This window comes from Citrobacter sp. C5_2 (assembly GCF_014596845.2).
Classification (GTDB): Bacteria; Pseudomonadota; Gammaproteobacteria; order Enterobacterales; family Enterobacteriaceae; genus Citrobacter; species Citrobacter werkmanii.
Window position 1 is genome coordinate 3,818,025 of sequence record NZ_CP115032.1, and the last position, 14,509, is coordinate 3,832,533.

The window sequence follows — 14,509 nt, forward strand, 5'->3', positions numbered from 1 at the left end:
TATCTATTCCCCTGTTGCCCAGACAAACAATCTGCCAGAAGCCGAGGAAACCTGCGTTTTGTCGTGGTAATGTATGTGCTTTGCATTCATGGAATGGGTTTTTAAGATGGCAAAGTTGCGGGTAGGAATCGTATTTGGTGGTAAATCAGCGGAACATGAAGTGTCATTGCAATCGGCAAAAAATATTGTCGATGCCATCGACAAGACTCGCTTTGACGTTGTGCTGTTAGGTATTGATAAACAAGGGCAATGGCACGTTAGCGATGCCAGTAACTATCTGCTCAATTCAGACGATCCGGCGCACATTGCGCTGCGTCCTTCCGCGACCAGTCTGGCTCAGGTTCCGGGTAAACAAGAGCACCAGTTGATCGATGCGCAAAACGGTCAGCCGCTGCCGACGGTCGATGTTATTTTCCCGATCGTCCACGGTACGCTGGGTGAAGATGGCTCTTTGCAGGGTATGCTGCGCGTAGCGAATCTGCCGTTCGTCGGTTCTGATGTCCTGGGTTCCGCAGCCTGTATGGATAAAGACGTAACCAAACGTCTGCTGCGCGATGCCGGATTAAATATCGCGCCATTTATTACACTCACTCGCGCGAACCGCAACAATATTAGCTTTGCTGAGGTGCAATCCCGCCTGGGTCTGCCGTTGTTCGTGAAACCCGCCAACCAGGGATCGTCCGTTGGCGTTAGCAAAGTGACCAGTGAAGCGCAATACAACCAGGCTGTCGCGCTGGCATTTGAGTTCGATCATAAAGTCGTGGTAGAGCAAGGGATCAAAGGCCGTGAGATCGAATGCGCGGTACTGGGCAACGATCATCCGCAGGCCAGCACCTGTGGTGAGATCGTGCTGAACAGTGATTTTTACGCATACGACACCAAATACATTGACGATAATGGCGCCAAAGTAGTTGTTCCGGCAGCGATCGCGCCAGAGATTAACGACAAGATCCGCCAGATCGCCATTCAGGCGTACCAGACACTGGGATGTGCCGGCATGGCGCGTGTAGATGTATTCTTAACCGCAGACAACGACGTTGTGATCAATGAGATCAACACCCTGCCGGGCTTCACCAACATCAGTATGTATCCAAAACTGTGGCAGGCGAGCGGCTTAGGCTATACCGATTTGATCACGCGTCTGATCGAACTGGCGCTGGAGCGCCACGCTGCGGATAGCGCGCTGAAAACCAGTATGTAAACCCGCCAGGATGCCTGATAACTATTGGGCATCCTTCGCTTCATCATCTTCATTTTCCACGCGGCGACGGATAATTAATCCGGCCAGCCAAAAGCTGATTATCCAGGTAACCAGCCCCACCGCATAGGTTTGCCATCCCTGCGCTTCAAAGCCTAATAACCCGACCACGCCATTCAGAATAAAGATAAGCCCAATAGCGAAGGCATAGTAGTGCCAGTCTCGGCGGATTTTTACAGGCAGGTTCATAACGGCTCCGGTGGATATACAACATGGGAAAGCATCCTCGCACATTTCCCCATGGGCGTCTGTGGCATAGGCGTAATTTCTGAAATGTAACTCAATTTAACTTAAGGTTAAATAATTGTGATATACCACAAAAAACCGAAATCCAGGAATAATCTCCACCTGAAATTACCAACATTCTGATATTGACATTCCTAATCACCTGTCAGACTCACACTCAGTTACAGGCATTACGCCACAAAAAGCAGGTTATTTCCGGAGGTCTTTATGGCTGATTTTACGCTCTCAAAATCCCTGTTTAAGGGCAAGCATCGGGATACCTCCTCCCTGCCCGGCAACATTGCGTATGCCGTATTTGTGCTGTTTTGCTTTTGGGCAGGCGCGCAGATTTTAAATCTGCTGGCCCACGCCCCCGGCATCTATGAGCAACTGATGCAGTTGCAAATGCAAGAGACAGGACGCCCGCGCGTTGAAATTGGTTTAGGCGTCGGTACCCTGTTTGGGCTGATCCCTTTCCTGGTCGGTAGCCTGATTCTTGGCGCCGTCGCGACAATTATCCGCTGGCGCCGCCGTCATCATAACGATGACTGAGCCATACACTTCGCCCGACGATCGTCCACGCGTTTAGCAAACCACGCGGTCGTCAGATTACGCGTGATCTTCGGGCTTTCCAACTGAATGCCAGGCAGTATTTCATGAGGTAGCGATTTACCACTCTTCGCTTCAGCCAGCTTATAGACCTTCTCGTACAGCGCAGTCTCTTCAAAGGCCAGGCTATCGCCCTTTTGCAGTTGCCGGTGGATCTCACTCTCGCTCATCCCCAGCTTCCCGGCCAGCTTGCGTACCGCCAGCTCCGTTTTCCCCGGCTCGCTGCTGCCGTAGAGAATCAAATCCCCGTCCAGCGCCAGCTTAACTCCGCTGGCTTTACTGACTGCATTCTGGAAAGCCGCATTGCGGCTGGCGTACCAGCCGGCATTAAAATCTGCAAAGCGGAAGATGGGCGCACTGTAATTCGCCGGATAATTGAGCAGATGATAAGTGCCAAACCACAGTCCGCCGCGTCGGCTGAACACTTCCTGACGGACCGTCCCTGCCATTTTCCATGGATAGCCGCTGGCGTGCTGCTCGGCAAACGCAATGCTGACCTGCATCGGTCCGCCGGTATGCACCGGATTCAGTGAACCAAACAGCGTCTGCCCCATCGGTACCATACTGATGAAATCATCAAAGATGGCGCTAAGCTGTTTTTCCGTCTTTACCGTATCCAGACGCTCACTGTAGCTTTTCCCCGTTGGCGAGTTAATCTTCAGCGCAGTGTGTACCACAAACAGCGGAATATGCATGCGCTCGGCGCGACGGTCGATCTCTTTCCAGGCGATTTTACTTAAGCCAGGAACCGCCGGGTCAGCCTGGTAGTTTGACTCCTGTTGCGCGACCGCCAGCACCGAACAGATGTTTTCAACCGTTGGTGCCAGCTTCTGACTTTCAAACGTCTTCGCCAGATCCTGCGCCCACGCATCCCGGTCTTTCACGCTGGCGGGCATTTTCTGGCGCACCACGCTCGCCACATCGACGGTTTTCTCCCCTTTTTTTAACGGCTGCGCGGGTTGGCTACTACATCCCACCAGCACCAATGCTGCCAGTCCGGACCAGGGGTAAAGACGGGAAACCGTCGACATAACATCTCCTTTTGTTAGCTAAGCGTATGGGTAACTTCCTGAATATCCTGGCCATCAAGCTCACGTTCAAAGCTGCGCAGACGCTTATAGATAGACATCAGTTCAACTAAGGTTGTCCAGGAGTTAATCAGATACTGGAACGAGCCGCGCACCTGGCCAAACACGTTGGTAATTTGCGTCATCAAACCGAGCGTAATCGTACCGGCAACAATTGACGGAAACAGCAGGAACAAACCGAAAACGTTATCAACCTGCAGGTACAGAATACGGGCGATATTAAAATACATGTAGTGAAAATAGAGACGGAAATAGTTTTGCCGCACCGCATGAAACAGTTCACGCACCGTCGGCGGCGTTGCACGACTGGCATCATCTTCGCCGTATACCAGTTCTTTACGGTAAGCCGCTTCCACACGCTGGTTTTTAAACTCCAGACCCGGAAGTTTGATCCCGACTACTGCCAGTAAGCCGGTTCCCATCAGCGACCAGACAATCGCGGCAATCACCAGCCCATAAGGAACATGTCCAATAATCGGCAGATCGGGAACATGCGCCGACAGCGTAACCAGTACCGGCAAGAAGGCAATCAGCGTCATAATGGCGTTGATAAAGCTGACGCCCATATTTTCCAGCGTGGAGGCAAAACGCATGGTGTCTTCCTGCACACGCTGTGCTGCGCCTTCGATATGACGCAGATGCTGCCAGTGCGCCATATAGTGTTCGTTCATCGCGGTACGCCAGCGGAACACATAGTGACTGACGAAGAAATTGTTCATCACGCCAATGACCACGGCAATCAGCGCAATGCCGAGAAAGATCCCCACTTCATTATAGAACTGCTCAATTTTCACCTTATGCGGTGCGCTGAGCGCGGTTTGAATGAGATCGTAGAATGGCGCATACCAGGCGTTGACGGCGACGCCGACCTCAACCAGAAACCAGGTCACAAAAATTATCAGCGAGGTACCGAGAATGGACCAATACTGCCAGCGGTGCGGGCTGTAGAGAAACCAGAACAGCGCGAACACCCCAACGCAAAGAATGTAGTAAGCATAAAAAATCAGGTAATCCAGCGACCAGAAACGCGCCGCGCTAATCGGTACATCCCCCGACGCGCCGGTAATGCGCGCCACCCAGGCTCCCCCACCTGCTTGCCAGAATACAACAGCGACCAGTGCCCAAATAAATGCCGAAATAAAGAACGGTCCCGGCTTTGGGAAAAAAGACTTAAACATAGTGCTCTCCTGCTAACTTCTTATCGTTATGACGACTGCTGTGCGTTTGCCACCGGGAAATGCGGCGGCGAGACGGCTTACGCCAAAAAACACAAGCTGAAACCGACAATTGTGACCAAAACCGTGGCACATAGTTCGCCCCACGGCGATGAAGAATTGTTTCTGTGGTTTTCACACTCGACAACGTTCCAGCATGTGCAGATTATCACAGCGTGAGATCACAAAAGCGAACATCCACAATCCGGGAAACACTCACGTTTACTCATCGTTACGTTTTTCACACTATTATTGGCTGATAAGCGCTTTGCAATACGCCGTTGAGTAGTATAAATACGCATACGCACGACATCCTTTTTCACTTTTTCTAACTCATGGACACCACCGTTGAAACGTAGTCTGCTTTTTTCTGCCGCGCTGTGTGCGGCGTCATTGACATCTGTCCAGGCGGCACAGCCTATAACCGATCCGGTCTTCGCCTCAGATATCGTCGATCGTTATGCCGACCATATATTTTACGGCAGTGGTGCTACGGGGATGGCGCTCGTGGTGATTGATGGTAATCAACGCGTATTTCGTAGCTTCGGCGAAACGCGCCCCGGCAATAATGTTCATCCACAACTGGATTCCGTGATTCGCATTGCCTCTATCACTAAATTAATGACCAGCGAAGTGCTGGTGAAATTACTCGATCAGGGCACGGTTAAACTCAACGATCCCTTGAGTAAATATGCACCACCTGGCGCACGCGTGCCGACTTATCAGGGAACGCCAATCACGTTGGTGAATCTGGCGACGCATACCAGCGCGCTGCCGCGCGAACAGCCTGGCGGCGCAGCACATCGCCCGGTGTTTGTCTGGCCAACCCGCGAACAACGCTGGAGCTATCTCTCAACCGCCACGCTTAAAGCCGCGCCAGGATCGCAGGCTTCTTATTCAAATCTGGCATTCGACCTGTTGGCCGACGCGCTGGGAACTGCTGCCGGTAAGCCTTATCCGCAGGTGTTTGAAGAAAAAATCACCCGACCGCTGGGAATGAAAGACACCACCTTTACCCCATCCCCCGATCAGTGCAGACGTCTGATGGTCGCGGAAAAAGGGGCCAGCCCTTGTAACAATACCCTGGCGGCAATGGGTAGCGGCGGCGTCTATTCAACGCCCGGCGATATGATGCGCTGGATGCAACAGTATCTCTCTTCTGATTTTTATCATCGCAGCCAGCAAGCCGACCGTATGCAGACGCTGATTTATCAGCGTACGCAGTTAACCAAAGTGATAGGGATGGACGTTCCGGGCAAAGCCGATGCGCTTGGTTTGGGCTGGGTGTATATGGCACCGAAGAATGGCCGCCCGGGAATTATTCAAAAAACCGGTGGTGGCGGTGGTTTTATTACCTATATGGCAATGATCCCGCAGAAAAACGTTGGGGCATTTGTCGTGGTGACCCGTTCTCCGCTGACGCGCTTTACCAATATGAGTGACGGTATTAACGATCTGGTCACAGAGTTGAGCGGAAACAAACCGCAGGTTATTCCCGCATCCTGATTCAATACTCAAAAGGCAAACGTTTAATGCTCACCAGTTTGCCTTTATTCATTTCAATGTAACCACCCTTACGCAATGCTGCGAGGACCTCAGCGACAACTGAGCGTGAAATTCGTGTGCGTTGGTGAATATAGTTCATAACGCCAATACGCGAACGCAGACCTTCGTCCCATTTCGTCATGGATATCAACGTCGCGCGGATCTGATCGTAGGAGTTATTACCAATCAGCTGCAGATCACGCATTTCAAGCATGCGGTTCTGCCAGGCCAACCAGCAGAATGCTTCGCGCCAAAGCTGGCATTGTTCAATTATATTAATCGTTTGTAAGGCAGGAAGATTATATCCCGTACAATAACTTTCGGTCATTAATCTGTATTGTACATCGGTTTTCATCACACCATCTGAAAGCCCCATAATAAATGGTGCCTGCGCAATGCCGACGAGTACATTCTCCCCGCGTCTCAGGGAAACTACACCGCTTAAAATAATAACGGTATCATCGTTATTTACCTCACTGGAATATATAGTTTCTTTATCGTTATCACATTCAAAGTGCTTGCCATATTTCGATAAACATTTATCAAGCTTACTAAATTCAGGAAGAGGTTTATTCGTAGATAACATTGCTCGTTCCTTGCAATAAATGCCCGTCAAATCCATGACGGGCATTTTCCAGATTAAATTATTTTTTCTCTGCGATAGATTTCTTACCAGGTATATTTAACACCAACATTGGCAGACCAGTCTTGATCGACATCGCCACCACCGAGATAATTAGCATCGGTGTACGCGCTGAAGTTTTTGGTAAAGCTGAACTGCGTACCCAGTCCGACACGTACCGCAGAACCTTCTACGCCATTGTCGATGGAGTCGCCGTTTATGTCAGAATCGTTGTTCGAGTCATCGTAAACATAGGCCAGTTTGAAGAACGGGGTCAGCGCCTGGTCATCGCTGTACGCGAAGGTATAACCTGTATCAACCCCCAGTTCATAGCGCATGCTGTCATAAGACTGACCGTCAACTTTCATGTCGTTGCTCAGCTTATAGTCATCACCAGACTGGAACAGGCCGGATACACTACCATAAGGGGTTACGTAGCCAGCGTCACCCAGCGTCAGGTCATAACCCAGTTTCAAGCCAAAGCCCCAGGCATCAGAAGAAGTGCTACCATCAACATACTGACCGTTGCTCATGCTGGCAGACAAATCGTTGTTGAAGTGAGAGTAGCTTAAGTTACCGTCAACAAAGAGATTGTTGGCAAAACGAGCAGAAGAGTAGATATAGGCAGTCTGGCTGTCCTGATCCACTTGACCGGTACGGTCGCTCATATCTCCTTTGGCAAAGCCTGCCGCGGCACCGACAATCCACTTCGCGTTGTTACCATCAATTTTGGAATCAACACCGACCATGATGCCGTTAACATCCTGATCGTAGTTAATGGTGCCGTTATCCGCGTCGAAGCTACCACCGAAGTAGCTGACCCATGCGCCACCGTTATCGACCAGACCATGACGTGCGTTGGTCAGACGAGTACCCACGGTATCTTGTTCCAGGTTCCAGATATTGGTGTTGGCAGAGGGGATGCTCAGCGCCATGTTAGCGTAGTCCGTCAGCTCCATCTGCTGCAGAACAACGGTGTTCCCCTGCTGCTGTGCCTGATAGGTGTAAGCGCCCAGGTCAGCTTTATTGGCTGCAGAGAAGGTGGCGTTGGTGTTTACGTCATCAACGTAAATCAGCTCTTTGCCTTTATAATCAGCAACAGAACCTGCACCCGTTGCGTTATCAATGCGAACTTTGTAGTTACCGGTTGCAGCGATAACGTTATCGCTGGTGCTGCTGGCATCAGCTTCGTCGCCGCTATTGATATCACCATTCCCGTTGACGGTCAGGTGACCATCAGAATTCATCGCGATGATACCGTAACCATAATTAGCCTGAGTGGTGTCCCAGGTACGATCGTTGACGAGATCTGAATTCAGTACGTAGTTGTTGCTGTTAATATTGAAAACACCGGCGTACACGTTGCCGTTGTTATCAGCCACATTTCCGCTGGTCAGTTCCAGCGTACCGGCGGTAAACAGACTGGAAGCACCATTATTGCTGGTTTCGACATTCAGCATACCGCCGTTAGTTGCGGTAATGGTGTTGGCATACAAAGCAGCCCCTGACCATGCAGAGCTGACGTCATCAGACAGCGTCACGGTACTGTTAGTGTCAATCGTCAGGTGATCGGTATCAACCGCGCCGTCTTCGCCGATATTCATCGTAGAAGCACCGTTCAGGGTAATGGAATCAGACGTTACGCTGGAACCGTCGGCAACATTAACCTGAGAACCGCTGTTGATAGCCAGGGTATCAATCAGAGACGTTTTCGTGGTATTCCATACAGATCCATTATTCAGTGCGATATCAAATATACCGCTCTGGAAGGAGCTTGCACTGTTAACACGGTTCCAGTTGTCAGAACTTGTCGCATTTGGATCTAAGCTGTTAGCTGTAATATCATAGAACTGTGAAGGGGTCACGGTGTCATAGTCAATATTGGCTGCCCCCGTCCAACTGCTATTATTCAGCGTCAGAGTCAGGTGATCGACGTTTTGATCGTCATCATCCCAGCCGCCGTGGGTATAATCTGAAGTAGAACCATCAACCAGATGGCCAGCGGAATCAAAATTGCTGTTCCAGGTACTCGTAAACATAACATCGCCTAACAACTGAGAATTGTTCAGCGTGACGGTGTTTACCATACGATTAGCAGAAGCGCTGTTATCTGTGAACGATAGTGCAACATCATCCTGAGTTGAAGAATTACTGTAATCACTCGGCTCTGCAGAGTTACCAAAGTGCCCCGTTGATTCATCAGCAGTATAAGAACCCGACGTGACGGTTGAGTCATTTACCGTAATGGTGTTATCCCACTGAGTTGCGCCAGTGGTATACGCCGCATTGGTGGTATCACCCTGCTCCAGGCTAATACCTGCAACATGTGAATTATTACTAATATTGATAGCGCTTTCGACATCCAGCGTTACCGCCGTTCCCAGTCCAGCTACAGAATATGTTTCGTAGACTGACTTCGATGTTGTGCCATCCAGATAGGTATCGGTGTAATAAAATGCTTCATAGTCATCATCAATCGTCGAGTTATTGATATTTAATGTGAAGATATCACCGTCAACCCAGTCATGCGCAATCGCATCATTAAAGCCAGATACCTGCTTAGAGGTAATCATACCGTGAATCGTGGAATTGGTTACATTCACGGTATTTGCCGTATCGTCTGCATAATCGCGGTTCAGATAATACGTCGAAACAACGCCATTCACCGTATCGCCAGAGAATGAGGTGTCGAAATAGCTGCTATCGGTTGCTGCGTTGTTATAAACATAACCATTGTAGGTCATGTAGTCAGCATCTGGCGTGTTATATGTGGTCGCATCGTCGTGAAAACCAAAGGTATCGTAAGTGGTAGCATTTGCCTGAGAAGTGATTGCCAAAGTGCAGGCTAGTGCTAATTGTGAGACTACGAGTTTCTTTTTCCAGGTGTGCATTTGTCATCCCTCCTCAGGGACGTAATATTGTTGATCCATCAATTATCAATGCAAAGAAAACATTTTATGTTTCGCAGGAAGGATTATGCGGCGTCATGGATGAAAGGTTCAATTATTCTTTGCCTTAAGTCCGAAAGCAGACCATAAATAAGACAATTAAGAAAATTCTATAAGAAGAATTAAAACACTTTTAAATTCAGAGCATTAAAATAATAAAAAACTCCAACACATACACTTACCCTATCATTTAAAAAGAAATAAAAAACGCAAGCAATAAATACCACCACCCCCTCGCAACTTAATTAAACATTAAACAAAGCTGAACCAGGATTAAAACCAATCGATATCTAAAATAATTAACATCGCAAAAATATAAATAGTATATATGTAAAAGAGGTTATTAAGAGTGGAACCTCACTCGCATAACGCCAACTTTCGTAAACCACCCGCCCTCAGGTTCAGGTATACTGCGACCTTCGATTCCACAAACATCAGGCATACCATGACAGACCTAATCCATCGCCCTCGCCGCCTGCGCAAATCTCCTGCGCTACGCGCTATGTTTGAAGAGACAACACTCAGCTTAAATGACCTGGTGTTGCCGATCTTTGTTGAAGAAGAACTCGACGATTACAAAGCCATCGACGCCATGCCGGGCGTGATGCGCATTCCAGAGAAACACCTGGCGCGCGAAATTGAACGCATTGCCAATGCAGGTATCCGTTCGGTTATGACCTTCGGCATTTCCCACCACACCGACGACACCGGCAGCGATGCCTGGAAAGAAGATGGTCTGGTGGCGCGCATGTCGCGTATCTGTAAGCAGACCGTACCGGAAATGATCGTCATGTCCGACACCTGCTTCTGTGAGTACACCTCGCATGGTCACTGCGGCGTGTTGTGCGATCACGGCGTCGATAATGATTTAACCCTTGCCAACCTCGGCAAACAGGCAGTCGTTGCTGCCGCTGCGGGTGCAGATTTCATCGCCCCTTCCGCCGCAATGGACGGTCAGGTGCAGGCGATTCGCCAGGCGCTGGATGCCGCGGGCTTCACCGATACCGCGATCATGTCCTACTCCACTAAGTTTGCCTCTTCTTTCTATGGCCCGTTCCGTGAAGCAGCAGGTACAGCGCTGAAGGGCGATCGTAAAACCTATCAGATGAACCCGATGAACCGCCGCGAGGCGATTCGCGAATCACTGCTGGATGAAGCCCAGGGTGCAGACTGCCTGATGGTGAAACCGGCCGGCGCGTACCTCGATATTCTGCGTGATATCCGCGAACGCACCGAATTGCCAATTGGCGCTTATCAGGTCAGCGGTGAATACGCGATGATCAAGTTCGCGGCGATGGCGGGTGCTATCGATGAAAATAAAGTGGTGCTGGAAAGCTTAGGTTCGATCAAACGCGCGGGCGCGGATCTGATCTTCAGCTACTTTGCGCTGGATCTGGCTGAGAAAAAAATCCTGCGTTAATTGACCTTGTGCCGGATGGCGGCTTCGCCTTATCCGGCCTGTTATCGCCAGGTCCGGTCAGCGAAGCGCCAGCGGTTATTCACCCGGCCCGATAAAACGGCTTGTCTCCAAGAATTGTCGCCCGGTGCATAATGCGCCGCTGCGGCAGATAATCCGCGTTGGCATAGTGCTGCGTCACGCGATTATCCCAAATCGCCACATCGTTAGGCTGCCAGCGCCAGCGCACCTGGAACTCCGGTTTGGTGATATGCGCGAACAAAAAGCCCAGCAGCGCCTCGCTCTCTTTTTCCGTCACATCAACAATTCGCGTGGTAAACCCTTCATTCACAAACAGCGCTTGCTTGCCACTCACAGGATGGGTACGCACCACCGGATGCAATAACGGTGGATGTTTGGCGACCGCCTCCAGCCAGCGCTGATGCTCCTCTGGCGTCTGGCGATATTTATATTCCTGAAATGATTTACGAAAATCATGCTCTGCCCGCAGGCCGCTCAGCAGCTGGCGAAACGGCTGGGAAAGAGCATCATAAGCAGCAATCCCGCTGGTCCACAGGGTGTCTCCGCCTGTCGATGGCAGCTCTTTCGCCGCCAGAATCGCTCCGGCGGGCGGCGTGTCGATAAACGTCACATCAGTGTGCCAGTTGTCGTTATCGGGCGGATTATCGTTGTGGGTATCCAGCACGATTATTTCGTCCACCCCTTCGGCATGTGGGTAGACCGGGTGAATATGCAGGTCGCCAAAACGTAGCGCCAGCGCGCGCTGCTGCTGTGGCGTAATCACCTGCTCGCGCAGGAACACCACCTGATGGCGCAATACAGCATGATAAAGCTGTTCAAACTGGTTATCGCTTAATGGGCGCGTTAAATCCGCGCCGGTAATTTGTGCGCCAATGTATGGCCCCAGCGGGGTAATGCTCAGACGTTCACTCATTGTACTTCTCCATGCCAGGGCGTCAGACGGCGCTGAAGCGCGCGCAGACCCAGCTCTAAAATAAACGCGATAACGGCAATTACCGCGATCCCCGCCAGCACAACATCTGTTGCCAGAAACTCACCGGCTGATTGCACCATAAATCCTAAACCTCGCGTCGCGGCAATCAGCTCCGCCGCCACCAGGGTCGACCACCCCACGCCCAGTCCAATGCGCAGTCCGGTCAAAATCTCCGGCAAGGCACCTGGTAAAATCACAAACCACAGCACCTGCGCACGGCTGGCCCCCAGCGACTGCGCGGCCCGGATTCTCACCTGCTGCGCACTTTTTACGCCCGCCAGCGCCGACATCGCCACAGGGGCGAAAATCGCCAGGTAAATCAGCAGGATCTTGGAGGTTTCACCAATACCAAACCAGATAACCATCAGCGGCAAATAGGCCAATGGCGGAACCGGACGATACAATTCAATGATTGGGTCGAGAATGCCGCGAATCGTCGGACTCAGCCCCATGGCGATGCCGACCGGAATCCCCAACACCACCGCCGCCAGCAGCGCGATAACAATACGCGTCAAACTGGCCGCCAGATGCTGCCACAGCGTGGCATCCATAAACCCCTGCGGCCCGGCAATACTGATGAGCTTTTGCAAAACCTGGCCCGGCGGCGGCAGAAACAACGGGCTGATTAACTGCAGCGCCGCCACCGTCCACCACAGCGCCAAAATGACGGCCAGCGTACCGAGGCTTAAAGTCATCTGGCGCGAGAACGGCCAGCGCCAGTTCAGCGCCCGCGGGCGGCGGGGTTTGTCATTAATCACCACGCTCATGAGAAGGCCTCCCGTTGTTCAAAGATGCGACTTAACACATACTCGCGCATGGCGATAAACTGCGGATCGGACTTAATGCTGCGACTCGCCTCTCCGGCCACAAAACGCCGGGCGAAATTAAGCGGCAGTCGTTCCAGCACCCGGCCAGGACCTGGCGACAGCAATACCAGTTCCGTGGCCATAAACACCGCTTCTTCGATATCATGGGTAATCAACAGCACCTGTTTCCCCGTTTCATGCCAAAGTTTCAGCAGCAGGGTTTGCATCTGCTCGCGGGTAAAGGCGTCGAGCGCGCCAAACGGCTCATCGAGTAGCAACAGCTGCGGGTTGGCCGCCAGCGCCCGCGCAATGCCGACACGCTGACGTTGCCCACCGGAAAGCTGCCAGATAAAGCGTTTTTCCGCGCCCTCCAGCCCCACTTTTTGCAACATTTCCTGAGCAATACGCTGACGCTGCGGTTTCTCCATGCCCGTCAGTTGCAGACCGAAGGTGACGTTGTCCTGCACGTTGCGCCAAGGCAACAGACCTTCATTCTGAAACACCACTCCACGTTCTGCGCCAGGTCCTTCGACCTTACTGCCCGCCAGCATAATGCTGCCGTGTTGATACGGTACAAATCCGGCAATCAGATTTAACAATGTGGTTTTCCCACAACCGGAAGGTCCCAGCACCACCAGCAGTTCACCGCTATCGAGCGTCAGGTTGATATCCTCAAGCACCGGTTTGCCGCCGTAACTGGCATTAAGATGAGAGATTTGCAGCATCAGCGTCCCCTTTATTGCACGAAACGATCGGTCACGTACTGGCTATAATCCGTCGCTACGGCGGGCACTTTGCCCTGCTCTTTAAGGAACTGCGCGGTGTCGATAATCGCTTTGTTTACCGGTCCGGTAAGCTCGGCGGTTTGCTGCTGCGGAGTCAGATAGGTGTTACCTTTCACCAGCCCCGGCACATCCGCCTCTGGCACACCGCTTAAGCGCGCCAGCTTGCTGATATTCTCCGGTTGTTTGAGCCAGGCATCCGGGTTGGCGATATAGGGCTGCTGCGCATCGATGGCGCTTTTCGCAAATGCTTTCACTACCTCAGGGTATTTCTCGGCAAAATCTTTGCGTACCACCCACACGTCCAACGTTGGCGCCCCCCATTCACCGACTTTTTCCGAGTCAGTCAGTACTATGCCGTCTTTTTCCAGCGCATTGACTGCAGGCGCCCAGACGTACGCGCCGTCAATATCTCCGCGCTGCCAGGCGGCAATAATCGCCGGTGGCTGAAGGTTCACAATCTCTACCTGGCCGGGTTTAATCCCCCAATGTTTCAGCGCTGCCAGCAGGCTGTAATGGGTGGTGGAGATAAACGGCACGGCAATGCGCTTACCAATCAAATCTTCCGGTTTACTGATGTTTTTCTTCACCACCAGCGCTTCAGAATTGCCGAGCTTTGATGCCAGCAGGAAAACCTCAATCGGCACCTGCTGACTGGCCGCTACCGCCAGCGGGCTGGAGCCGAGGTTACCGATCTGTACGTCGCCGGATGCCAACGCGCGGACAATACTCGCGCCGCTGTCAAACTTGCGCCAGTCAACGGTGGCTCCGCTCTCTTTAGCAAAAGTGTTATCCGCCTGCGCCACTTTGGCGGGTTCGGCGGAAGTTTGATACGCGACAGTGACGTTCACCGCCTGCGCCTGAAATGCGATGAATGCCAGTGCGGCAAGAAGTGCGTTACGCGATGAATTAGCCATGATTGTCTGCTCCCCTGTCTTGTTATAGGAGGCAGTATTTCGTTGCGGCCCACTTTGATAAAGGAATTAAAAATTCTGGCTAAG

The 14,509-nt window shown here is 51.6% G+C and carries 13 protein-coding genes; 4 read left to right on the forward strand and 9 right to left on the reverse strand.

The genetic code is table 11. From position 1 onward, the window contains the following. Nucleotides 1-106: 106 nt before the first annotated feature. Complete coding sequence (gene ddlA / locus ICA20_RS18625; RefSeq protein ID WP_038643049.1) at nt 107-1,201, forward strand: D-alanine--D-alanine ligase; 1,095 nt, start codon at nt 107-109, stop codon at nt 1,199-1,201. A 21-nt stretch (nt 1,202-1,222) separates the two neighbouring features. On the opposite strand, the gene ICA20_RS18630 is transcribed toward ddlA, so the two are convergent. Beyond that, a complete protein-coding gene (locus ICA20_RS18630; protein ID WP_038638102.1) occupies nt 1,223-1,447 on the reverse strand; it encodes a DUF2754 domain-containing protein in 225 nt (74 codons plus the stop codon). A gap of 264 nt (nt 1,448-1,711) precedes the next feature. Here ICA20_RS18630 and ICA20_RS18635 point away from each other — a divergent pair, with 264 nt between their 5' ends. After that, nucleotides 1,712-2,035 (forward strand): YaiY family protein, encoded by a 324-nt coding sequence (locus ICA20_RS18635; RefSeq protein WP_038638099.1) that lies wholly within the window; start codon nt 1,712-1,714, stop codon nt 2,033-2,035. On the opposite strand, the gene ICA20_RS18640 is transcribed toward ICA20_RS18635, so the two are convergent. Together ICA20_RS18640 and sbmA are read right to left on the reverse strand one after the other, a co-directional pair. Beyond that, nucleotides 2,020-3,123: a DUF1615 domain-containing protein gene (locus tag ICA20_RS18640; protein WP_038638096.1), complete on the reverse strand. Its 1,104-nt coding sequence runs from the start codon at nt 3,121-3,123 to the stop codon at nt 2,020-2,022. The genes ICA20_RS18635 and ICA20_RS18640 overlap by 16 nt on opposite strands. Nucleotides 3,124-3,137: 14 nt before the next feature. Further along, nucleotides 3,138-4,358 (reverse strand): peptide antibiotic transporter SbmA, encoded by a 1,221-nt coding sequence (gene sbmA / locus ICA20_RS18645; RefSeq protein WP_038638093.1) that lies wholly within the window; start codon nt 4,356-4,358, stop codon nt 3,138-3,140. Between the two features lie 384 nt (nt 4,359-4,742). On the opposite strand from sbmA, the gene ampH reads away from it, so the two are divergent. Next, nucleotides 4,743-5,900, forward strand: coding sequence for a D-alanyl-D-alanine-carboxypeptidase/endopeptidase AmpH (ampH, locus tag ICA20_RS18650; RefSeq protein ID WP_038638090.1), 1,158 nt, complete (start codon nt 4,743-4,745; stop codon nt 5,898-5,900). A gap of 1 nt (nt 5,901) precedes the next feature. Here the strand turns inward: ampH and iprA are convergent, their stop codons facing one another. After that, entirely contained in the window at nt 5,902-6,525 is a 624-nt protein-coding gene (iprA, locus tag ICA20_RS18655) for a hydrogen peroxide resistance inhibitor IprA (RefSeq protein ID WP_038638087.1), read from the reverse strand. A gap of 83 nt (nt 6,526-6,608) precedes the next feature. Further along, the gene (locus ICA20_RS18660) at nt 6,609-9,452 is read right to left on the reverse strand and encodes an autotransporter outer membrane beta-barrel domain-containing protein (RefSeq protein ID WP_038638084.1); all 2,844 of its coding nucleotides are present in this window, start codon (nt 9,450-9,452) and stop codon (nt 6,609-6,611) included. 502 nt (nt 9,453-9,954) lie between these two features. Between ICA20_RS18660 and hemB the strand changes: the two genes are divergently transcribed. Continuing rightward, nucleotides 9,955-10,929, forward strand: coding sequence for a porphobilinogen synthase (gene hemB, locus ICA20_RS18665; protein ID WP_038638082.1), 975 nt, complete (start codon nt 9,955-9,957; stop codon nt 10,927-10,929). A gap of 79 nt (nt 10,930-11,008) precedes the next feature. On the opposite strand, the gene tauD is transcribed toward hemB, so the two are convergent. The 4 genes from tauD to tauA are packed head-to-tail and all read right to left on the reverse strand — an operon-like array spanning nt 11,009 to nt 14,425. Beyond that, nucleotides 11,009-11,860, reverse strand: coding sequence for a taurine dioxygenase (gene tauD, locus ICA20_RS18670; RefSeq protein ID WP_038638080.1), 852 nt, complete (start codon nt 11,858-11,860; stop codon nt 11,009-11,011). After that, on the reverse strand, nt 11,857-12,687 hold the full coding sequence (gene tauC / locus ICA20_RS18675) for a taurine ABC transporter permease TauC (protein ID WP_038638077.1): 831 nt from the start codon (nt 12,685-12,687) through the stop codon (nt 11,857-11,859). Before tauC ends, tauD begins: the two co-directional genes overlap by 4 nt. Next, nucleotides 12,684-13,451: a taurine ABC transporter ATP-binding subunit gene (tauB, locus tag ICA20_RS18680; RefSeq protein ID WP_038638074.1), complete on the reverse strand. Its 768-nt coding sequence runs from the start codon at nt 13,449-13,451 to the stop codon at nt 12,684-12,686. The genes tauC and tauB overlap by 4 nt, the downstream gene beginning before the upstream one ends. Nucleotides 13,452-13,462: 11 nt before the next feature. Continuing rightward, nucleotides 13,463-14,425 (reverse strand): taurine ABC transporter substrate-binding protein, encoded by a 963-nt coding sequence (gene tauA / locus ICA20_RS18685; protein WP_038638070.1) that lies wholly within the window; start codon nt 14,423-14,425, stop codon nt 13,463-13,465. Between the last annotated feature and the right edge of the window lie 84 nt (nt 14,426-14,509).